Source organism: Rhizobium indicum (assembly GCF_005862305.2).
Taxonomy (GTDB): Bacteria; Pseudomonadota; Alphaproteobacteria; order Rhizobiales; family Rhizobiaceae; genus Rhizobium; species Rhizobium indicum.
Window position 1 is genome coordinate 3,834,656 of record NZ_CP054021.1, and the last position, 18,899, is coordinate 3,853,554.

The 18,899-nt window shown below is 60.7% G+C and carries 23 protein-coding genes; 12 read left to right on the forward strand and 11 right to left on the reverse strand.

Features of this window, described 5'->3' with window-relative positions; translation table 11 throughout:
* The first annotated feature begins 26 nt into the window (after window positions 1-26).
* The 4 genes from FFM53_RS18560 (at window position 27) to hmuQ (ending at window position 2,454) form a co-directional block, all read left to right on the forward strand.
* Window positions 27-1,346 (forward strand): energy transducer TonB family protein, encoded by a 1,320-nt coding sequence (locus tag FFM53_RS18560; RefSeq protein ID WP_138386822.1) that lies wholly within the window; start codon window positions 27-29, stop codon window positions 1,344-1,346.
* Between the two features lie 107 nt (window positions 1,347-1,453).
* Window positions 1,454-1,861, forward strand: coding sequence for a DUF2325 domain-containing protein (locus tag FFM53_RS18565; RefSeq protein WP_138386823.1), 408 nt, complete (start codon window positions 1,454-1,456; stop codon window positions 1,859-1,861).
* The gene (locus FFM53_RS18570) at window positions 1,858-2,130 is read left to right on the forward strand and encodes a hypothetical protein (protein ID WP_003542206.1); all 273 of its coding nucleotides are present in this window, start codon (window positions 1,858-1,860) and stop codon (window positions 2,128-2,130) included. Before FFM53_RS18565 ends, FFM53_RS18570 begins: the two co-directional genes overlap by 4 nt.
* Window positions 2,131-2,139: 9 nt before the next feature.
* Window positions 2,140-2,454, forward strand: a complete 315-nt coding sequence (gene hmuQ / locus FFM53_RS18575; RefSeq protein ID WP_027663899.1) for a heme-degrading protein HmuQ — start codon at window positions 2,140-2,142, stop codon at window positions 2,452-2,454.
* A 274-nt stretch (window positions 2,455-2,728) separates the two neighbouring features.
* Here hmuQ and FFM53_RS18580 read toward each other — a convergent pair whose 3' ends face one another.
* Together FFM53_RS18580 and FFM53_RS18585 are read right to left on the reverse strand one after the other, a co-directional pair.
* Window positions 2,729-3,100 (reverse strand): DUF423 domain-containing protein, encoded by a 372-nt coding sequence (locus FFM53_RS18580; protein WP_138386824.1) that lies wholly within the window; start codon window positions 3,098-3,100, stop codon window positions 2,729-2,731.
* A gap of 2 nt (window positions 3,101-3,102) precedes the next feature.
* Window positions 3,103-3,522 carry a group II truncated hemoglobin gene (locus FFM53_RS18585; RefSeq protein ID WP_138387474.1) on the reverse strand — a complete coding sequence of 140 codons (420 nt, stop codon included), beginning with the start codon at window positions 3,520-3,522 and terminating at the stop codon, window positions 3,103-3,105.
* 177 nt (window positions 3,523-3,699) lie between these two features.
* Here FFM53_RS18585 and FFM53_RS18590 point away from each other — a divergent pair, with 177 nt between their 5' ends.
* The 5 genes from FFM53_RS18590 to FFM53_RS18610 all read left to right on the forward strand — a co-directional run bounded on the left by FFM53_RS18590 (window position 3,700) and on the right by FFM53_RS18610 (window position 7,220).
* Window positions 3,700-4,263, forward strand: coding sequence for a TetR/AcrR family transcriptional regulator (locus FFM53_RS18590; RefSeq protein ID WP_138330243.1), 564 nt, complete (start codon window positions 3,700-3,702; stop codon window positions 4,261-4,263).
* Window positions 4,264-4,281: 18 nt separating this feature from the next.
* The gene (locus tag FFM53_RS18595; protein ID WP_138330244.1) at window positions 4,282-4,623 is read left to right on the forward strand and encodes an SMR family transporter; all 342 of its coding nucleotides are present in this window, start codon (window positions 4,282-4,284) and stop codon (window positions 4,621-4,623) included.
* A gap of 194 nt (window positions 4,624-4,817) precedes the next feature.
* Window positions 4,818-5,603, forward strand: coding sequence for a ThuA domain-containing protein (locus FFM53_RS18600; RefSeq protein ID WP_138386825.1), 786 nt, complete (start codon window positions 4,818-4,820; stop codon window positions 5,601-5,603).
* 9 nt (window positions 5,604-5,612) lie between these two features.
* On the forward strand, window positions 5,613-6,656 hold the full coding sequence (locus tag FFM53_RS18605) for a Gfo/Idh/MocA family protein (protein WP_138330246.1): 1,044 nt from the start codon (window positions 5,613-5,615) through the stop codon (window positions 6,654-6,656).
* Between the two features lie 126 nt (window positions 6,657-6,782).
* Window positions 6,783-7,220, forward strand: a complete 438-nt coding sequence (locus FFM53_RS18610; RefSeq protein WP_138330247.1) for an EamA family transporter — start codon at window positions 6,783-6,785, stop codon at window positions 7,218-7,220.
* Window positions 7,221-7,322: 102 nt separating this feature from the next.
* On the opposite strand, the gene FFM53_RS18615 is transcribed toward FFM53_RS18610, so the two are convergent.
* The 6 genes from FFM53_RS18615 to FFM53_RS18640 all read right to left on the reverse strand — a co-directional run bounded on the left by FFM53_RS18615 (window position 7,323) and on the right by FFM53_RS18640 (window position 13,527).
* Complete coding sequence (locus FFM53_RS18615; protein WP_003542187.1) at window positions 7,323-7,718, reverse strand: DUF1236 domain-containing protein; 396 nt, start codon at window positions 7,716-7,718, stop codon at window positions 7,323-7,325.
* A 120-nt stretch (window positions 7,719-7,838) separates the two neighbouring features.
* A complete protein-coding gene (locus FFM53_RS18620; protein ID WP_138330248.1) occupies window positions 7,839-8,948 on the reverse strand; it encodes an ABC transporter permease in 1,110 nt (369 codons plus the stop codon).
* A gap of 1 nt (window position 8,949) precedes the next feature.
* Complete coding sequence (locus FFM53_RS18625; RefSeq protein WP_138386826.1) at window positions 8,950-10,077, reverse strand: ABC transporter permease; 1,128 nt, start codon at window positions 10,075-10,077, stop codon at window positions 8,950-8,952.
* On the reverse strand, window positions 10,074-11,819 hold the full coding sequence (locus FFM53_RS18630) for an ATP-binding cassette domain-containing protein (RefSeq protein WP_138330250.1): 1,746 nt from the start codon (window positions 11,817-11,819) through the stop codon (window positions 10,074-10,076). Before FFM53_RS18630 ends, FFM53_RS18625 begins: the two co-directional genes overlap by 4 nt.
* Window positions 11,816-12,829: a secretion protein HlyD gene (hlyD, locus tag FFM53_RS18635; RefSeq protein WP_138330251.1), complete on the reverse strand. Its 1,014-nt coding sequence runs from the start codon at window positions 12,827-12,829 to the stop codon at window positions 11,816-11,818. The genes FFM53_RS18630 and hlyD overlap by 4 nt, the downstream gene beginning before the upstream one ends.
* Entirely contained in the window at window positions 12,826-13,527 is a 702-nt protein-coding gene (locus FFM53_RS18640) for a CerR family C-terminal domain-containing protein (protein WP_138330252.1), read from the reverse strand. The genes hlyD and FFM53_RS18640 overlap by 4 nt, the downstream gene beginning before the upstream one ends.
* A gap of 433 nt (window positions 13,528-13,960) precedes the next feature.
* On the opposite strand from FFM53_RS18640, the gene FFM53_RS18645 reads away from it, so the two are divergent.
* Window positions 13,961-14,113: a hypothetical protein gene (locus FFM53_RS18645; RefSeq protein ID WP_003542181.1), complete on the forward strand. Its 153-nt coding sequence runs from the start codon at window positions 13,961-13,963 to the stop codon at window positions 14,111-14,113.
* 181 nt (window positions 14,114-14,294) lie between these two features.
* Window positions 14,295-14,681 (forward strand): hypothetical protein, encoded by a 387-nt coding sequence (locus FFM53_RS18650; RefSeq protein ID WP_138330253.1) that lies wholly within the window; start codon window positions 14,295-14,297, stop codon window positions 14,679-14,681.
* A 44-nt stretch (window positions 14,682-14,725) separates the two neighbouring features.
* On the opposite strand, the gene FFM53_RS18655 is transcribed toward FFM53_RS18650, so the two are convergent.
* Window positions 14,726-15,742: an NAD-dependent epimerase/dehydratase family protein gene (locus FFM53_RS18655; RefSeq protein ID WP_138330254.1), complete on the reverse strand. Its 1,017-nt coding sequence runs from the start codon at window positions 15,740-15,742 to the stop codon at window positions 14,726-14,728.
* A 281-nt stretch (window positions 15,743-16,023) separates the two neighbouring features.
* Between FFM53_RS18655 and FFM53_RS18660 the strand changes: the two genes are divergently transcribed.
* Window positions 16,024-16,980, forward strand: a complete 957-nt coding sequence (locus FFM53_RS18660) for an endonuclease/exonuclease/phosphatase family protein (RefSeq protein WP_138386827.1) — start codon at window positions 16,024-16,026, stop codon at window positions 16,978-16,980.
* A 36-nt stretch (window positions 16,981-17,016) separates the two neighbouring features.
* Here the strand turns inward: FFM53_RS18660 and FFM53_RS18665 are convergent, their stop codons facing one another.
* Entirely contained in the window at window positions 17,017-17,343 is a 327-nt protein-coding gene (locus tag FFM53_RS18665) for a hypothetical protein (protein ID WP_246412994.1), read from the reverse strand.
* Between the two features lie 97 nt (window positions 17,344-17,440).
* Entirely contained in the window at window positions 17,441-18,868 is a 1,428-nt protein-coding gene (locus FFM53_RS18670; protein WP_171598515.1) for a mannose-1-phosphate guanylyltransferase/mannose-6-phosphate isomerase, read from the reverse strand.
* Between the last annotated feature and the right edge of the window lie 31 nt (window positions 18,869-18,899).

The window sequence follows — 18,899 nt, forward strand, 5'->3', positions numbered from 1 at the left end:
TGTTTCAGGCTGTCCGAGGCATACAAATGGCAATTTCAGCGAAGACCAGATCGAGACAGGTGCTCATCGGGGAGCCGGACGCTGACGGCGGTCTGAACGACAACCACATACATCCCGGCCACGAACTTTCCGACCTGCGCAATGTGCAGCGGCAGCCGGCCGGTGAGGCGGTGGTCCACTATGCGCGTTTCGCGCAGATACCCTCCTTTCCCGATCATCCGGAAGCCGAGCCGATAGCCTCCGTTCCTGCGCCGCCGATGGATGCGGCGGTGGAAAAGGCGGAGGATGAAAAGGCGCCGGTGCGGCGGCGGGTGGTGCTGACCTGCGTTTGTTCGCTGATTTTCCATATGACCTTGGCTGCGGTGTTGCTCATTGCCTTCCCAAATGCTCCGGAAGAGGCGATCGAGGAAGCGGGCGAAGCCGTGAGCGTGGTGATGTACGGCAACTCGGATGTCGACCAGACTGCTGCCGGCGAGACCGAAGTCACGGTGCAGGAAGAAATCATTCCGGAGGCCGTCGAGCCGGATAAGATCCAGCCGACCGAAGCGGCGGAACTTCAACCGGAAACCGTTCAGCCGACCGAAGTCGCGCCGGCTGAGACCCAGGATACCGTCCAGCAGGCTCTTCCTCCCGAGGTGACGCGCGTCTCGCCCGAAACCGTCACCGCTGCGGAGCCGGAGATTCTCGTTTCCGAAATACCGGCTGAAACTGCTGTCGCCCAACCGATGTCGACCGTCGTTCCGGAAGAGCAGAAACCTGCTGAAGAGATCCCCCCGGAAGTTCAGCCATCGGAGGTGCCGCCTGTCGCTGCTGCCGAGCCGGAAGAGGTGAAGCCCGCCGAAACGGCGGAAATCCAGCCGGAGCCGGAGGTGCCGCAGGAGATCGTGACGCCTACGCAGAAGCCGAAGGTGGTGGCGCAGGAAAAGCCAAAGCCGGTCGAGAAGAAGCGCCCGCCGAAAAAGGCTGCCGGTTCGGAGGGTGAGGCGCGGCAGGATTCTGAACGAGGTGTCGCCGAAGGTAACGCGACGGCTCAATCGGATAGCAATTCGCGTTCGGCCGGCAATAACGACGGGATCGGAACTGCAGCCAATGCCAATTACGACGGAAAGGTTCGTAGTCGCATTCGTCGTTCAATCAGAACACCTCGTGGCGTCGAGGGAACCGTGGTCGTCTCGTTTTCAGTGAATGGCAGCGGCGGCTTGACTTCAGTTCGCGTCACACGCGGTTCCGGCGTGCCTGAAATCGACCAACTCGCCGTTGAGGCTGTTCGGCGCGCCGCACCATTTGGCCCGACGCCCGGTGGGAACGGGAGGAACTTCACCTCCTTGCCAATCACAGTGAATTAATATGATAAAAACAATCAACTTTATACTTTACTCTAAAAATCAAGTTTAATAAGGTCCACCCGCACACGCAGGAATCGTGTGACGATCAACGAGCGAACGGGTGGCATATGGCTCGCAAGGGCAAGAAGGGTTCGAACCGGGAGGTCCGCGACAGCGCGGGCGAGGACGCTGATCAGGCATCCCTCGGACGGTCCAAACTGGATGGCCGCAGTTTCCTCTATGTCGGTGGCCGTGACTGCCAGGTGGCGCATCTTCGCCAGATCTGCAGCAATTTCGGCGCCGAGCTCATTCATCATGACGGCGGGTTGCGCGAAGCGGTTTCCCGCATCGATACCGTCCTTCCCTCGGTCGACTGCGTGTTCTGCCCGATCGACTGTATCAGCCACGATGCCTGCCTGCGTGTGAAGACTGGCTGCAAGAAATTCGGCAAGACCTTCATCCCGCTTCGCAACGGCAGCAAGTCCAGCCTGGAGCGTGCGCTGCAGACGATGAACGAACGAGACAATTCCCGATGAACGACCAGCGCCCCGACGGCTTCACCATGATCGGCCTGCATAAGCTCGCCGCGCAGACAGGCGAGGGCCTCGTGCCCGAACTCTACGAACTTTTCCAGCAGCATGCCGAACGCCAGCAGATCTACCAGAATGTGACCCTGTTCCCGACCTGGGAAGCGCGCATGCCCGGGGAAGCGACAACAAGACCGCTTGGCCCAGCAGCGGCAAACGGCGATAATGTTCTCGCCTTTCCCTTGCGTTCTGCAAGGGCGGGCAAGAGGAAAGCGTAGGGAGATTCCATGTATATCGCAATGAACCGCTTCAAGGTTGCAACCGGCAGCGAAGGTGATTTCGAGACGGTCTGGCGCAATCGCGATTCCAGCCTGCCCGAGGTGCCCGGTTTCGTCGAATTCCGCCTGCTGCGCGGCAAGGCCAACGAAGAGGAGGGCTATACGCTCTATTCCTCGCATACGGTCTGGAAAAGCGAAGCGGATTTTCAGAACTGGACGAAGTCCGAGAGCTTTCGCGCGGCGCACCGCAATGCCGGCGATCACAAGGCGATCTACAAGGGGCCGCCGGTCTTCGAGGGTTTCAACGTGGTCGACGGCATTTGATTGCGATTGAATCAGCCCTCACTCTTCTGTTCGTATGAGACTTGGCTCCTTCTTCTCCCCAGCGGGGAGAAGGTGGCCCGCAGGGTCGGATGAGGGGCCACACGCGGTACACCATTCATTGCCCTTCGCTTGCGCTCAGGGCATCCGCGGCTTTGCCGCTCACCCCCTCATCTGCCTGCCGGCATCTTCTCCCCGCTGGGGAGAAGCGGACTCGTGGCAGCGCCGTGCGTCTCCTCAGCCGGCGATGAATTGGTCGTGAGCTTGCTACGTGTGTTCAAGTCCTGACGCGCAGAACCGCGCCTGCCGCAATGGCCAGCCAGCCAAGCATCATCGCCCAGCCGCCGGTCGGCGCGGCGTAGGGGAAGAGGCCGGAGCCGGAAAAGCGTAGGGTGACGAGATCGCCCGCAAAAAGCAGCGTTCCGACAATCATCAGCAAACCGGCCAGCCAGGCGGTTCTGAGCCTAACGTTGCCGAGAGCCAATGCCAGCAGGGCAGGGGCGTGGGCAAGGCACATGGCAGATGCGGATGCCGCAAGATTGGCCTCGCCGCCGCCATGGGCAGCAAGGGCGGCAAGCGCCACGCCGGCTACGCCAAACAGGCCGGCAAAGAGATAGAGCACCGGCTCCAGACGCGCGTTCAAGATCATGGTCAATCCTTATCGTCAGGGGCCTTGTCGTCGGGGGCCTTGTTCTGCATGTGATAGGCGAGCCGTTCCACCGGCGCCCAGATGAGATCGCGCAACGCCTGGCTTGATATCGTCTCGTCCATGGCGCGGCGGAAGCAGAGCAGCCATTCGTCGCGCTCGACAGGGCCGATCTCGGCGACGAAATGGCGGCTGCGCAGGCGCGGATGGCCGCGCTTGTCGGTATAGAGCGGCGGGCCGCCGAGATAACCGCTCATATATTCGTAGAATTTCTCTTCGCTGCCCGTAAGGCTCGGCGGATGCACGGCGCGCACGTTTCTCGCCTCCGGCAGCGTGTCCATCAACTCGTAGAAACGGCGGGTGAGCGCCCGTACGACAGGATCGCCGCCGATCGCCTCATAGAGTGTGGTGACCTTCTCCGTCACGAAACCATCCCCGATCCCATCGCCATTACTCGACATTCCCCGGCCTCTTCATGCACCGGGCGGAAAATGATCGCAACTGTCATCAAGGTGCCGCGGCATTTCGCGCATAATGCCGGACAGCGGGGGTTGCGGCCGATTCTTCTTGACAAAACCGTCCGGACGGTATCTTTTACCCGAATGTCGAACGCTCATCATCGCAAGAAACAGCCCGTGCTCGTGCGCCAGCAGTTGCTGGAGGTTGCCGCGCGCCTTGCTGCCAGCGACGGCATGGCGGCCGTCACGCTCGATGCGGTTTCTGCCGCGTCCAGCGTCAGCAAGGGCGGGCTGCTGCATCACTTCCCAACGAAGAATGCGTTGCTCGATGCCCTGTTCGAGAGCTTGCTCGAAAAGTTCGACGCCGATATAGAGGAACTGATGCGCGGCGATCCGTTGCCGCAGGGCCGCTTCACCCGCGCCTATCTGAGAGCGGTATCCGGTCTCAACGAGCGTCCCGACGATTCCAGGAGTTGGACCCAGGTGACGATCGCGCTTCTTGCCGAACCTCGACTGCGTCTTCGCTGGCGCCAATGGGTGCAGGCGCGGGCCGAGGAATATATCGGCACCGATTCCTCCCTCGATGCACAGGTCGTGCGTTTCGCCGCCGACGGTCTTTGGTTCGCAGATACGTTGGAAAGCCATGATATAAACGGCGTTCTGAGGCGGGATCTTATCGATCGCCTTGTCGAACTGACCGGCAAGTAATTCGAAAAGGAATTCGCCATGAGCCAGGCCGCCGTCTACGGGCTGCTGTTTGCAGCCATCGTGCTTGAGGTCATCGGCACGACCGCGCTGCAGCTGTCGCAGCAGTTCACCCGCATCGGGCCGACGGCACTCGTTATCGCCTGTTATGCGGCTGCCTTCTATTGCCTGTCGCTGACCCTGAAAAGTATCCCCGTCGGTATCGCCTATGCGATTTGGAGCGCTTTGGGAATCGTGTTGATTTCCTCGGTCGGCCTGGTGTTCTTCAAGCAGCGCCTCGACCTGCCGGCAATCGTCGGGCTCGGGCTAATCATATCCGGCGTTTTGGTCGTCAATCTATTTTCTAAATCGGTTTCGCATTGATATTGCTGCGATATTGCCAGGCGGTTTTTCTGTCTTCGGCCGGTAAATTTTCCCCTTTGTCAAAATACTGACAAAGGTCTATGTGTTCCTTGGACGTGGAGGAGACGAGGCGCAGCCGGCGCCGTTTTCCAAAGCGCTTTGAATTCTTCTGCTTTCCCGCCTATCGATACTTCCAGGTTCTACAGGAGCACATCATGGCCATTCGCACCGTCGTCTGGGGAGAGAATATCCACGAGAATACCAACGAAATCGTCCGGAGGATCTATCCCGAGGGCATGCACACGACGATCGCCAATGCGCTGAACACAGATCCCGCTATCTCGGCGACGACAGCGACGCTGCAGGAGCCGGAGCACGGCCTTAGCGAAGCCCGCCTTACCGAGACCGACGTCTTGACCTGGTGGGGCCACAAGGATCACGGCGCGGTCTCCGACGTCGTTGTCGAGCGTGTCGCCAAACGCGTCTGGGAAGGCATGGGCCTGCTCGTGCTGCATTCCGGTCATTTCTCCAAGATCTTCAAGCGGCTGATGGGCACACCCTGCGCGCTGAAATGGCGCGAGGCGGGCGAGCGCGAGCGTCTGTGGACAATCAATCAGCGCCATCCGATCGCTGCCGGCATCGGCGAGCATTTCGAGCTTGAGAACGAGGAAATGTACGGCGAGCAGTTTTCGGTGCCTGAACCGCTCGAAACGGTGTTCATCTCCTGGTTCCAGGGCGGCGAAGTGTTCCGCTCGGGCCTGACCTGGCGGCGCGGCGCCGGTAACATCTTCTATTTCCGTCCCGGCCACGAAACCTATCCGACCTATCACGACGTCAATGTCCAGAAGGTGCTGATCAACGGTGTGAAGTGGGCCTATAATCCCGAGGGTGCATTGAAGAGCATTACCGATGCCCCAAATGTGCCGGTAGAAAAAGCACTGGAGCCGATCGTCGAACGCGGCCCGAGACTGCACCAGGCCGGCGAAGCCGGTTACCGCTGAGGAGCATCCATGCGACTACTCGTTCTTGGCACGGGGGTGATGGCGAAAAACCAGCTCGCCCGCTTCCCCCTCATCGACGGCGTGACGGTGGTCGGCGCCGTCGACACCGATCCCGAGCGGCTTTCGGCCTTCGCCGACAAGTTCAACATCGAAAAGCGGTTTCTTTCGCTGGAAGAGGCGATCGCCTGGGGTGAATTCGATGCGGCGACGAACGTCACGCCCGACCGGATCCATCACCCGACGACGATGGCGTTGATTGCCGCGGGCAAGCATGTGTTCTGCGAAAAGCCGCTGGCGGAGAACTATGCGAAGGCGCTTGAGATGACGGAGGCGGCCGAAAAGGCCGGCGTCATCAACATGGTGAACCTGACCTATCGCAACGTCGCGCCGCTGCAGCGCGCACGTGAGATGGTGCTCGCCGGCGAACTCGGCACGATCAGGCACGTGGAAGCTTCCTATCTCCAGAGCTGGCTGGTGTCGCGTGCCTGGGGCGATTGGCGCACGGAATCGACCTGGCTGTGGCGGCTTTCCACCGGCCACGGCTCGAACGGCGTGCTCGGCGACGTCGGCATCCATATCCTCGATTTTGCCGCCTATGGCGCGGCGACCGACATCGACCACGTCTTTGCGCGGCTGAAGACCTTCAACAAGGCGCCGGGCGGCCAGATCGGCGAATATCTGCTCGATGCCAATGATAGCTTCACCATGTCCGTCGATTTCGCCAATGGCGCGCTCGGCGTCATCCACGCCAGCCGCTGGGCGACAGGGCATCTGAACGAGCTGAAGCTGCGCATCTATGGCGAGAGGGGCAGCCTCGAGGTCATCCATCGTCCCAGCGGTTCCGAGCTGCATGGCTGCCTCGGCGAGGGTGTCGAAACTGCCACCTGGACGCAGATCGAAGTTGAACCGGTGGCGACCAATTACGAGCGTTTTGCCGAGGCCGTGGCAAGCGGCATCCAGCCGGACCCGAACTTCCGCCACGCCGCCAACCTGCAGAAGGTGCTCGACCTTGCGATGGTGACCGAGCGCGAGCGGCGCGAACTGAAGGTCTGACGAGATATCGAACCGCTCACGATAGGAACGTCGTGAGCGGTTTCCTCGCCGCATATCTTCGTAAGGCAGTCTATATTCTTGTTTTTCCTGCCTCTGGTAGGTTTGAGGCATAACAGGGCAAGCCGCATGAAAAGCCTTCTGACAAGCTGGCCGCTTTGGGCGCTTCTTTCCGCCGGCTTTGCTGCGCTCACGGCGATTTTTGCCAAAGTCGGCGTCGAGAACGTGAATTCCGATTTCGCGACCTTCATTCGCACCATCGTCATCCTGCTGGCGGCGGGAATGATGGTCCATATCTCAGGCAGCTGGCAGGAGCCGTCCTCGGTGTCGAGCAGGAGCTGGCTCTTCCTGGTGCTCTCCGGCCTTGCCACCGGCGCATCCTGGATTTGCTATTTTCGAGCCCTGAAGCTCGGCGATGCCGCCCGCGTCGCGCCGATAGACAAGCTGTCCGTTGTCTTCGTGTCCGTCTTTGCGGTGCTGTTCCTCGGCGAACGCCTAACGCTTCCGAACTGGCTTGGCGTCATTCTGATTGCGGGAGGCGCCGTACTCGTCGCCTACAGGGCTTAACCGGCGACAAGCACAATGGGTTTTCGCAAAGGCACGAAAAACGGCCCCGCCGAAGCGGGACCGGAAGTTGCCGAGCCGCAACAGGCGGCTTCGGTTGCCTGATTATTCTATCACCTGCACCACGCGGTGGGTGCGGGGTTCGACAATCACGTGTTGATTGTTGATGACCGTATAGGCATATTTCGGATTGTCGGGCACCGGCGTCACGACGACGTCTGCCGGAAGCGGCTTGCCGACGACAATTGGTTCCTGGACGACCACGGAGGCGGTCGGGGCCGGCTGCTGCTGGACATAGGTGACGACCTCGCGCGGCGGCGGATCAACGACGGCACCGGCGACACCGCCGGCCACGCCGCCAATGGCAGCACCCACGGGGCCGCCGACGATTGCGCCGGTGATGGCGCCACCGGCTGCACCGGTCACGGCTCCGTCAGCCAGCGCATTGGTGGCGAGCGACGACAGCGCAAGGGCGCTGGAGACAAGTAGGATCTTGTACATTTTGCTTCTCCTTTGCTGGGGTTGCGCTTGGGCAACGACCGCGCCAATCCGAGGTTCCGGCAGGAGAGAGTCACGCTTTGGAAGGCCGGTTCACATTCTGTGAGGCGGCCGAAGCATTGATTATTCCAGCCGCCGGCGGAAGAGCCAGGCGGCGGCGCTGAGGGTGACGGCAGCAATCAGCGCCAGCGGGATCGTCTGGTTCACCACCTCGCTCAACGGGATATCCTTGAGGAAAACGCCTTTGACGATCACCAGGAAATAGCGCAGCGGATTAACGAGCGTTACCGGCTGCAGCCAGCCCGGCATGTTCTCGATCGGTGTCGCGAAGCCGGAGAGCAGCATGGCTGGGACCATGAACAGAAAGGCGCCGAGGATCGCCTGCTGCTGTGTCATCGACAGCGCCGAGATGAACAGGCCGAGGCCGGCGACCGAGCCCAAATAGAAGATTGCGCTGCCGTATAGCAGGAAGAGCGAGCCACGCAGCGGCACGTCGAAGAGGAAGACGGCGGCCAGGATATAGACGGTGATGTGGAAGAGGCCGATCATCATCGGCGGGATCAGTTTGCCGATCAGGATCTCGTGGATGCGCAGCGGCGAGACCATCAACTGGTCGAAGGTGCCGAGCTCGCGCTCGCGAGCGATCGACAGCGCCGTGACGATGAGGCCGATCAGCAGCGCGATGCTAGCGATCAGGTTCGGCACCATGAACCATTGATAGGTGAGGTTCGGGTTGAACCAGTTGCGCGGCACTGTCGAGACGATGTCGGCACCGGCGCGTTTGCCGGCCGGCGTCTCGGCGGCGAGGGCGGCGCCGATCTGCGAGAGATAGCCCGCGACGATCTGCGAGGCGTTGGAGCGGCGGCCGTCGAGCACCACCTGCAGGTCGGCCGGCGCTCCCGCCTCAATATTGCGCGAAAAGTCCGGGCCGATCTCAACGGCGGCAATGGCCGTCTGGTTGTCGATCGCCACCCGGACCTCCGCCTGGCTTCCTGCAATCTCGATTTTCCGGAAGGTCGGCGAGCCATCGATGCGCTCGATCAGTTCCTGGCCCCAGTGACCGCTGTCGCGGTTGAGGATCATCACGTCGACATTGCGGACTTCGAGCGTCGCCGCATAGGAGAAGACGAGAAGCTGGACGATCGGTGGGCCGATCAGGATGGCGCGGCCCTTGGGATCACGCAGGACGGCGAGCAGCTCCTTGACGATCAGGGCGTAGAGCCTTGTCCACATCTCAGCCGATCCTCTTTCTGGTGCTGCGGGCCGCCAGCACGAACATGATGGCGCCGATCGTCAGCATCACGCCGATTGCCTGCAGAAACATCGGCCAGATGTCGCCGGCGAGGAACACCGTCTGCAGGCTGGGGATCAGGTAGCGTGCCGGCACGATGAAGGTGATCCACTGGATCACGGTCGGCATGGAATTGATCTCGAAGAGGAAGCCAGACAGCAGGAAAGCAGGGAGAAAGGCCGAGATCAGCGCCAGCTGCGAGGCGAGGAACTGGTTCTTCGTGGCCGTCGAGATCAACAGGCCCTGGCCGAGGGCCGGGATCAGGAAAGCGGCCGACAGTGCGTAAAGAGCGGCGACGGAGCCGCGAAACGGCACGCCGAAGAGAAAGACCGCAAGCAGCACGCAGAGCGTCATCGAGGTGAGGCCGAGCAGGAAATAGGGCAGGATCTTGCCGGCGAGCAGTTCGACCGCCGTCACCGGTGTCGCCATCATCGCCTCCATTGTGCCCCGCTCCCATTCGCGGGCGACGACGAGCGAGGTCAGAAGCGTGCCGACCAGCGTCATGACGATGGCGATCGAGCCGGGCACGAGGAAATTGCGGCTGGTAAGTTCGGGGTTGAACCAGAAGCGCTGCTCGACCGAAATGGCGGGACTGTGGGAGGCGACGTCCGCCTGCCTCTGCCGCTCCCAGTTGGCAACAGTGCCTTGGGCATAATTCTGCACAAAATTCGCCGTGTTCGGTTCGGAGCCATCGACGATCACCTGGATACCGGGCCGGTTGCCGGCGGTGTAGCGCGTGGTGAAATCGGCGGGGATGACGACGATGCCGCGCAGCTTGCCGAGCACGAGGTCTTCCTCGAACAGACGCCGGTCGCGGCCGATGGCCACATCGAAATAGCGCGAGGCCTGGAAACTGGCCGACAGATCCTGCGTCAGCGGCGTCATCTCCTCGGTCACGAGGCCGATGCGGGTGCGGGTGGTATCGAGCGAGACGCCGTAGCCGAAGAGAAATAGCAGGATCAGCGGCAGCACGAAGGCGATGAGGATACTGCTCGGATCGCGGATCGCCTGGAAGCTTTCCTTGCGCACCAGAGCTGAAAGACGCCGAAGTTGACCGGAGGAGGCGCTCATGCGGCATCCTCCGCTTCCGATTGCTGTACGAGGGCGATGAAGGCGTCCTCCATCGTCGGGTCCGGCAGCTCCTTGGTCGCGACGCGGGCCTTCAATTCATCGGGCGAGCCGAGCGCGATCGAGCGGCCGCGATAGATCAGCGAGATGCGGTCGCAATATTCCGCCTCGTCCATGAAGTGGGTGGTGACGAGCACCGTGACGCCCTTTTCGACCAGCGCGTTGATATGCGTCCAGAATTCGCGTCGGGTGATCGGATCGACGCCGGAGGTCGGCTCGTCGAGGAAGAGGGCGCGCGGCTCGTGCATGACGGCGCAGGCGAGCGCCAACCGCTGTTTCAGGCCGAGTGGCAGGTCCTTGGCCGGCTGGCTGACATGGCGACCGAAATCGAAGATACTGGCCATGAGATCGATGCGCTCGCGCCGGTGTTTTCCGCGAAGGCCATAGACGCCGGAGAAGAATTCAAGGTTCTGCATGACGGTCAGATCGCCGTAGAGCGAGAATTTCTGCGCCATATAGCCGAGCTGGTTGCGGGCCTCGGCGGCATCGCGGCGAAGGTCGAAACCGGCAACGCGGCCTTCGCCGCCGGTCGGCTTCAGCAGGCCGCAGAGCATCTTGAAGGTGGTGGATTTGCCGGCGCCGTTCGGGCCGAGTAGGCCGAAGATTTCGCCGCGGCGGATATCGAAGCTGATATTGTCGGCAGCGGTGAAATCGCCGAAGCGCTTGGTCAGCCCCTTGGCCTCAATCACCGGCCGGTCGTCATCGCCCTTCGTCGGTTCTTGCGCCTCGGCCAGCCTCGAGCGGCCGCCAGGACCACCACCCAGCATGTCGATAAAAGCATCTTCGAAGCGCGGCGGGGCAGGGGCGAGCGTTGCACCATCGCCGGCCGAGCCGATATCCGGTTTCTTGTCCTTGGCGGCGACGAGGCGGATCGCTTCGCCCTGGATCACGCCGTCGATGACGCCATCGGCCTGCAGAAGCCCGGCAAGCACCTGCCGGCGGCGCCCTGTCATGCCCGAGACGCGAAAAACCCGGTCGCTGACGCGGCCGGTCATGTCATCAGGTTTTCCCGAAAACAGCAGCTTTCCCTGGTTCAAGAGCAGCACATGGTCGCAGGCTTCAGCCTCGTCGAGATAGGCGGTCGACCAAAGGACGCCGATGCCTTCCTTCGTCAGGTTCTCGACCATCTTCCAGAGATCGCGGCGCGAGATCGGATCGACGCCGACGCCCGGCTCGTCGAGTAGCAGCAGCCGCGGCTTCTTCAGAAGCGCGCAGGCAAGGCCAAGCTTTTGCTTCATGCCGCCGGAGAGCTTGCCCGCCAGCCTGCCGGTGAAACGCTTGAGATCGGTGAAGGTCAGCAGCTCGTCGAAGGCGCTTGCGCGTTCGCTCTTCGGCAGGCCGCGGAGATCGGCATAGAGATCGAGGTTTTCCTGCACCGAAAGGTCCTCATAGAGACCGAAGCGCTGCGGCATGTAGCCGATCGCCGCCTGGATGCCGGCGGGGTTCTTGCGCGTGTCGAAGCCGAGAACCTCCATCGTTCCCGTGTCGGGCAGCATCAGGCCGGTCATCAGGCGGATCAGCGTCGTCTTGCCGGCGCCGTCAGGCCCGACGAGACCGGTGATTGCGCCGCCGCCGATCATGCCGGAGACGGCGTCAAGGGCGGCTGGCGCATCGCCGAAGCGCTTGGTGACGCCGTCGATCCGGACGAGCGGCTTGTCGCCCCGGCCGGTCTCGGCGGCGGTCATTGTCCACCCGCCGTCGGCGTGGGAAAACGCACGGTGACCGGCATGCCCTGGCGCAGATCCGGGCCGGGCTTGTCGATGACGATCCTGAGGCGATAGACGAGGTCTGTCCTCAGCTCCGGCGTTTCCACCGATTTCGGAGTGAATTCGGCAACCGGCGAGATGAAGCCGATCGTGCCTTCATAGGGTTTGTCGGGCGCCGTATCGGAGGTGGCCGCAACCTTCATGCCGGGATGGATGCGGCCGAGATCGGGCTCGGCGACATAGGTGCGCACCCAGACGGGTTCTGTCAGCGACAACACGAAGACGGTGTCGGCGGGGGAAACGATGGCGCCGTTCTCCCGCACACGGGAGAGCATGACGCCGTCGTTTGGCGCGCGCAATTGGGTATCCTCCAGCGAGGTGCGGGCCGAGGCGAGTGTAGCCTGCGCCGCCTTCAATTGGGCGTCGGCAGCGGCGATATCCTCGACACGGGAGCCTTCCAGGAGCAGTTTCAACGCCTCGTTGGCGGAGTCGGAGCGTGCGGCGGCCATGGCCCGCGCAGCGGTCGCCTGATCAAGGCTTGCCTCGGAGATCGTGCCCTGCGGGCGCAACTGGCGGGCGCGATCATAGGCGAGGTTGGCATTGCGGAGATCGGCGATACTTTCGTCATAGGCGGCGCGCGCCTGGGCAATCTCTGTCGGTCGCGGACCGGCCTTCAGCTTGTCGAGCGTTGCCTGGAGGGCTGCGACATTGGCTTCGCCCGAGCGGACCGCAAATTCATAGGGTGCTGCATCGAGCTTTGCGAGAACGTCTCCGCTCTTGATGACGTCGCCTTCGTCGGCGTGGAGTTCAGCGAGACGGCCGCTGACACGGAAACCGAGCGAGACCTGACGGATATCGACATTGCCGTAAAGGACGAATTCACGGCTGGCCTCGGGCAACCAGCCGAGCTTTTGGGGCAGGGCGTACCACCAGGCGGCGGCACCTGCCGCAACGAGAAGAAGGATGGCGAGGGGAAGGATGCGTTTCATGCTGCACTTCCTTTCGATGCGCCGATGGCATCGACCAGTTCTGCAGCCAGGCCGCGCACGGTTTCCACCTGTTCCGGGCCGACGCCGTCCCACTGCATCTGGGCGAGCACGGCTGCATGGGCGACGCGAAAGACGAGGATGCTGCCGAGAAGTGTGAAGGTGCGCAGGCGCACATGTTCCGAGGCGGGATCCTCATGAAGGATGGCGCCGATCAGCCGCCGGCCCATCTCGATCATCGGCCGCATGAGGCCCTGATAGATCCGTGTGAAGGCTTCTGTCGGCTCCATCTGCTCGCGGATCAGGAAGCGCGCCCAGGATTCGGATTCCTTGCCGACGAACAGCGTCACCATGGTCTGCAAAATCTCGGTCAGGAAATGGCGAGCCTCCGCTTCACCAAGCGGTTTGCCGGCAGCGTCGAGCGCCAGCAGATGCGCGCCGACGCGCGCCCTCATGTCACCGACATGCGTATTGATCCGCATCATCAGATATTCGGCGGTGGCGATGTAGAGACCTTCCTTGCTGCCGAAATAATAGGGGATTGCCTGCAGGTTGACGCCGGCCGCTTCCGTGAGCTGGCGCGTCGAGGCGCCGTCGAAGCCATAGCGGCCGAAGACGTCGAGGGCGGCGGATAGCATCTTCTGACGCGCGATCTCGGCACGGGCGGAGGCCGGTGACTGGTTGTCGTGTTCTTGGGTCATGACAGTTTTATAACATTGACAAGCAAATAAGTCAATCGATTGATATATTTTTGGAGCGGATGCCTTCGCTGATGCAATGGCAAGAAACGTAACATCTCGCATGGCTGGATGCGTGGCCTGATTGGGGATCGAGATGTGCCGTTCAGCGGTTCAGCGTCAATTCGGATCAGGGCGATCTCAGCTGCTCTGGAAAACGTTCGGAAACAAGGCAAAGAGACCCGTGGGAACGGGTCTCTCAGGGTTCTCGGGGTGGGAAGAGGAACCAAGCCTCGGGGTCGGCTGCTAACAGGTAGCGCTACAATATCGCTAATTTTCACGACACTAATATGTCTGGTGTCGACCGGCTGCAAAACAAAAAGCCCGCCACTTTTCGTGATCCCTGTGGCTATGTTTTGACACAAAACTGCCTTGCTCTTTCCGTATCGCCGGTACGATGCGTATTCAGATTTATATTATCGCGCTGCTGCTCAGTGCCATCATGTGGTCGATCTCATTCGATGCGGCGCGCGAATCCTATCATGCCGCGCAAAGCGCGGGCGTGATGCCGAACCTGCATATCAACAAGAAGCTGGATCGCATTTTGTAGACTGCGATACAGCATCCAGGTCATTGCCGATGTTGCGCACTCGGACGCGGGCCGGGACCTCATTTTTTGTGCGTCTCAAGCCCTTCCGGACAGAAAATCAAATTTCGTAAAATTTGACCGATCCGCTTAAAAGCCCTGAAAATACTGATGTGTAGAGTGGTCTCATGAAAGCGACCGAAGCGTGGACAGACGCATCGATCGTTTGGAGCCGGGCAAACCGAAAGCCCGCCGATCCGCAAACGGGGACTTCAGCATGCACAGAACTCTTGCCGCCATCGCCTTGACCCTGACCATCACTGCCGCCGCCGAGCCGGCATTCGCCGTCGGCCCAGCAAGCCTTGCCCGCGACCTGATGTACACCTCCGCCATCGGCCATTCGCCCGAGATTCCGTTGACGACCCGCGCCGGTTTCGTGCGCCCTGGCGTTCCGTTCGTCCTGCGCAGCCCGGCCGAGATCGAAGGCGAGGGTTACCGGCTCAAGACCTATTCGCAGAGCCTGACCGTTGTCGTCGACTACGTGTTTTCGACGGCGGTCGAGGCCGTACAAGCGGTTGCGTTTCTCCGCTGACACTGGCCAGATTCTAGGTCGATCCGGCCTAGAATCATCCTGATCTAGGCGTCGAGTTCGCCGCGCACATCGAGATACCAGTCGACGAAGGCCTTGACGCCGACCTCCAGGGTCGTATCCGGCTTGTAGCCCGTCAGCGCAACGAGCAGATCGGGGGCCGCGAAGGTGCGCGGCACGTCCCCCTTCTGCATCGCCAGCATCTTGCGAATGGCAGGACGGCCGAGCGCTTTTTCCACGGTTTCGACGAAATCCATCAGGCTGACCGGCTGGCCTCCGCCAATATTGACGACACGGAAGGGCGCCTGGCGCGAGAGCGTTTCGACAGTCGTGTTTTCGAGGCGATTTTCCTCGGATGGGACGACCGCCGATAGCCTGACGATCGCCTCGATGAGATCGTCGATATAGGTGAAGTCACGGCTCATCTTGCCTTCGCCGTAGATCTCGATCGGCTGGCCTTCAAGCATGTTCTTGGTGAATTTGAACAGCGCCATGTCGGGCCGGCCCCATGGACCATATACGGTGAAGAAACGAAATGCCGTGGTCGGAATCTTGTGAAGATGGGCATAGCTATGCGCCATCAGCTCCATCGATTTCTTCGTCGCCGCATAGATGGTCAGCGGCTCGTCGGCGCGATCGGTCTCGCGAAAGGGGACGGTCGCATTGGCGCCGTAGATCGATGATGTCGAGGCCAGCATCAGATGGCGAATTTCGACGCGCCGCGCGATTTCCATGATGTTCCACGAGCCTTCGACGTTCGAACGAAGATAGGCCTCTGGATTTTCCAGGCTGTAGCGCACGCCGGCCTGTGCAGCGAGGTGGATCAGAATGTCGGGCTTGGCTTCCAGAACCGCCGCTTCCAGCGCTGGGCGGTCCTCAAGCATCGCGATGACGGGTTTGAAGGCAGGAAACTGGGAGAGTGCCGCATGGCGCATCTCCTTGAGCTTGACATTGTAATAGGGAGTGAGGCCATCGAAGCCTGTGACGTCATGCCCTTCTTGCAGCAGGCGCCTGGCCAGATGAAAACCGATAAAGCCGGCAGTCCCTGTAATGAAGTAGCGCATTCCCACCTTTTCTCGGCTCCCTGCCGACGGCAAAGAGCCGATTCCGTATCAAGTGACCCCACTTACAAGATAAAAAGAGGCCGAGTCGATAGGTCTTTGAAAGAGAAGGTCACAGCGCTGTCTCTACTGTCGGCGGCCTGTCCGGCGCTGCCTTGCTGGATGAGGGCGAGACCATCGATATCGTCTGCCGATCAGCCGCGGCTCTCGGCTGCTATGCTGCATTGCAACATGATTGCTTGCATGTTATGGCCGGCCGGTCGTCTGCAAGCAGGTCAGGATCGATGAGAGATATAATTTATTGGATTCTCTGCGCGTTTCTGACCGTTGCCATCGCGATCGTGTCGTTACGCTATGTCACGAACTTCTGGCTTCTGTCCTTCGTCTACAGCTTTCAGGTTCACCTCGGTATCGTGTTTGTCGCCGCCAGCCTCATCATTCTGGCCATCAAGAGACAGATTTACGGCTTCATCCTTCTGCTTGCTTCGCTTCTTCTCGTCGCTCACGGCGTCATCATGCTGCGCGAGTTCTCGCAGGGCGACAGAGGTACCGACAGGCCGCCGCTTTTTCGTCTGATGTCGTTCAACATCGCGATCGACAACTGGAAAAACTCGACTGAAATCACCGACATGGTGATCGCGTCGAATGCCGACGTCGTCAATCTGCTCGAAGCCAAGCCGCTGACGTTCCACCTGCAGCAATTGTTCAAGGCCTATCCCTACCATATCGGTTGCGATGCCGGGAAGGATACATGCGATACGCTGGTGCTCTCCAAACGCCCATTCGTCAGCCGGCAGGTCGCAAGCATGGGCAGTCTTCGAAAAAACAGGCTTGTTATAGCAAGCGTCGACTTCGGCGGCGAGACCATCAATCTGGTTTCGGCGCACCTGACCAAACCATATTTCGACGATTTCCAGATGGCTGAATTGGAAGATCTCGGGAAAGCGCTTGGCTCGATCGACGGGCCTCTGGTGCTGTCAGGTGATTTCAACTCCTCGGCGATCGCCCCGAGCATCCAGGGTTTCCTGCGCGAGCAGAAGCTGAAAACGATCACGCCAGAACCGGCAACATGGCCGATCGGCGCCGGCGCGCTCGGGATCGCCATCGACCACATATTTGCGCGGGCGCCGATTCATCTGACATCGCTGAAACGTCTCGACGACAATCTCGGCTCGAACCATTCGGGCCTGGTCGCCGACTTCGTTCTCGACAAGGACGGCGAAACTTCACCGGCAAAATGATTTTGCCTGGGCAAGGAAATCTCGCGGGGCTACAACTCAGAATCTGGTTCGGCCGCCTTTTTTGTCGATCATCTGAAACCTCTTGCCGTCGGTCTTCACGTTGACGCAATCGGTCTTCTTGCTGGGGAACAGGACGCACACCTGGCCATTGGTTATCTTGTAGCCATTCTTATTGCCGTCGCGATATTCGTAGCCGTTCTTGGCTTCTTTCAGTTCGGACGTACCGGGCAGGTGCTGGCGAATTTCCGACTCGTTTGCGGTTCGCATGCTTGCCGTTTCGGCAAACGCCATTCCCGGCACCAAGATTGCAAGGAATCCGGCGAGGACGGGCAAGGTACGCATCAGGGGGATATCTCCGGTCATGTCTGTCGGTACATCCATTCTACGAGAACCCCAAGAGGAAATTCAACAGTGAGGATGGTCGCGCCGGAAAAGGCCCGACCATCGCTCCGGCTGCGATTTACGTTCTTCCAAACTCATCGACGATACGGATGATGTCGTCCTCGCCGAGATAGGAGCCCGTCTGAACCTCGATGAGCTCGAGAAGAATCTTGCCGGGGTTGGCGAGGCGGTGGACTTCGCCGAGCGGGATGTAGACGCTTTCGTTCTCGCGCAGCATCCGCACGTTCTCGCCGACCGTCACCTCAGCCGTTCCCTTGACGACGATCCAGTGTTCGGAACGATGGTGGTGTTTTTGCAGCGAGAGCTTCTTGCCCGGCGTGACGAAGATACGCTTCACTTGGAAGCGGTCGCCGTTGAAGATGGAGGTATAGCCGCCCCAGGGGCGATAAGATGTCGGATGGGTTTCGGTGAATTTCGCGGTAGTGGAAGAAGACGCCAGCATCTTGACCAATTGTCCGACATTCTGGCTGTCTTTGAGCGGTCCGACATAGACGGCGTCCTCGCTGGCGATGACGGCGACATCCTCCATGCCCTGGACGGCAAGATGCACACCACGGGTCATGACGAGCGAATTGCGGGTATTGACGACGGTGGTGTTTGCGGCGGCAACATTGCCGTTGTCGTCGCGCGCGCCTGATTTCCAGACTGAATCCCAGCTGCCCATGTCCGACCATTTGAACGGCGAGGGGACGACGGCTGCCTTGGAGGTCTTTTCCATGATCGCATAATCGATGGAGATATCGGGGCTCTTGGCGAAATGGTCGGCGTCGAGACGGGTGAAATCAAGGTCGCGGCTCGCCTTCGAAACGGCCTTGCTGGCCGCCTTCAGCACATCGGGTGCATATTCCTGCAGTTCGGCGATAAGTTCTGTCACCGGGAACATGAAGATGCCCGAGTTCCAGTAGAAGCCGCCGTCGGCGAGCATCTGCTCGGCCTTCTCAAGTGCCGGCTTTTCGACAAAGCGCTTGACCTTGTGCGCACCGTTTTTGAGGGCATCGCCGATCTCGATATAGCCGTAGCCTATCGCCGGCTCAGTCGGGTTGATGCCGAAAGTGACGAGGCTGCCATCGGCAGCAGCATCGCGGGCGATGCGGATGCAATCGAAATAGCTCTTGTCGGCGAGAATTTCGTGATCCGAGGCGAGCATCTGGATGATGGTGCCCTTGCCGAACAGCTCGCCAGCGAGCGTTGCAGCGGCGGCCACTGCTGCGGCTGTGTTGCGGGCGACCGGTTCGAGCAGGACGGCAGCGAGCGGGATGGCAAGCTCGCGTGCCTGCTCGGCGACCAGGAAGCGGAATTCCTCATTGGTGACGACGATCGGGGCTTCATAGAGCTCGGGATCGGAAACGCGTTCAAGAGTTTCCTGAAACAACGTCTTGTCGCCGACGAACTGGATGAATTGTTTCGGTGCGGTGGCACGGGAAAGCGGCCAGAGCCGCGTGCCTTTGCCGCCGGCCATGATCACGGGAACGATTTTCTGCGTCATAGGCGGGTTCCTTGAAGTAGACGGCTTGTTG

Coding starts and splice junctions, on each gene's coding strand:
- FFM53_RS18620 (WP_138330248.1), bottom strand. CDS start 8,948: ATGTGGACAAGGCTCTACGCCCTGATCGTCAAGGAGCTGCTCGCCGTC.
- FFM53_RS18615 (WP_003542187.1), bottom strand. CDS start 7,718: ATGTACAAGATCCTACTTGTCTCCAGCGCCCTTGCGCTGTCGTCGCTC.
- FFM53_RS18640 (WP_138330252.1), bottom strand. CDS start 13,527: ATGACCCAAGAACACGACAACCAGTCACCGGCCTCCGCCCGTGCCGAG.
- hmuQ (WP_027663899.1), top strand. CDS start 2,140: ATGTATATCGCAATGAACCGCTTCAAGGTTGCAACCGGCAGCGAAGGT.
- FFM53_RS18595 (WP_138330244.1), top strand. CDS start 4,282: ATGAGCCAGGCCGCCGTCTACGGGCTGCTGTTTGCAGCCATCGTGCTT.
- FFM53_RS18625 (WP_138386826.1), bottom strand. CDS start 10,077: ATGAGCGCCTCCTCCGGTCAACTTCGGCGTCTTTCAGCTCTGGTGCGC.
- FFM53_RS18565 (WP_138386823.1), top strand. CDS start 1,454: ATGGCTCGCAAGGGCAAGAAGGGTTCGAACCGGGAGGTCCGCGACAGC.
- FFM53_RS18645 (WP_003542181.1), top strand. CDS start 13,961: ATGCGTATTCAGATTTATATTATCGCGCTGCTGCTCAGTGCCATCATG.
- FFM53_RS18630 (WP_138330250.1), bottom strand. CDS start 11,819: ATGACCGCCGCCGAGACCGGCCGGGGCGACAAGCCGCTCGTCCGGATC.
- FFM53_RS18610 (WP_138330247.1), top strand. CDS start 6,783: ATGAAAAGCCTTCTGACAAGCTGGCCGCTTTGGGCGCTTCTTTCCGCC.
- FFM53_RS18665 (WP_246412994.1), bottom strand. CDS start 17,343: ATGACCGGAGATATCCCCCTGATGCGTACCTTGCCCGTCCTCGCCGGA.
- FFM53_RS18600 (WP_138386825.1), top strand. CDS start 4,818: ATGGCCATTCGCACCGTCGTCTGGGGAGAGAATATCCACGAGAATACC.
- hlyD (WP_138330251.1), bottom strand. CDS start 12,829: ATGAAACGCATCCTTCCCCTCGCCATCCTTCTTCTCGTTGCGGCAGGT.
- FFM53_RS18580 (WP_138386824.1), bottom strand. CDS start 3,100: ATGATCTTGAACGCGCGTCTGGAGCCGGTGCTCTATCTCTTTGCCGGC.
- FFM53_RS18655 (WP_138330254.1), bottom strand. CDS start 15,742: ATGCGCTACTTCATTACAGGGACTGCCGGCTTTATCGGTTTTCATCTG.
- FFM53_RS18590 (WP_138330243.1), top strand. CDS start 3,700: ATGTCGAACGCTCATCATCGCAAGAAACAGCCCGTGCTCGTGCGCCAG.
- FFM53_RS18570 (WP_003542206.1), top strand. CDS start 1,858: ATGAACGACCAGCGCCCCGACGGCTTCACCATGATCGGCCTGCATAAG.
- FFM53_RS18670 (WP_171598515.1), bottom strand. CDS start 18,868: ATGACGCAGAAAATCGTTCCCGTGATCATGGCCGGCGGCAAAGGCACG.
- FFM53_RS18660 (WP_138386827.1), top strand. CDS start 16,024: ATGAGAGATATAATTTATTGGATTCTCTGCGCGTTTCTGACCGTTGCC.
- FFM53_RS18605 (WP_138330246.1), top strand. CDS start 5,613: ATGCGACTACTCGTTCTTGGCACGGGGGTGATGGCGAAAAACCAGCTC.
- FFM53_RS18560 (WP_138386822.1), top strand. CDS start 27: ATGGCAATTTCAGCGAAGACCAGATCGAGACAGGTGCTCATCGGGGAG.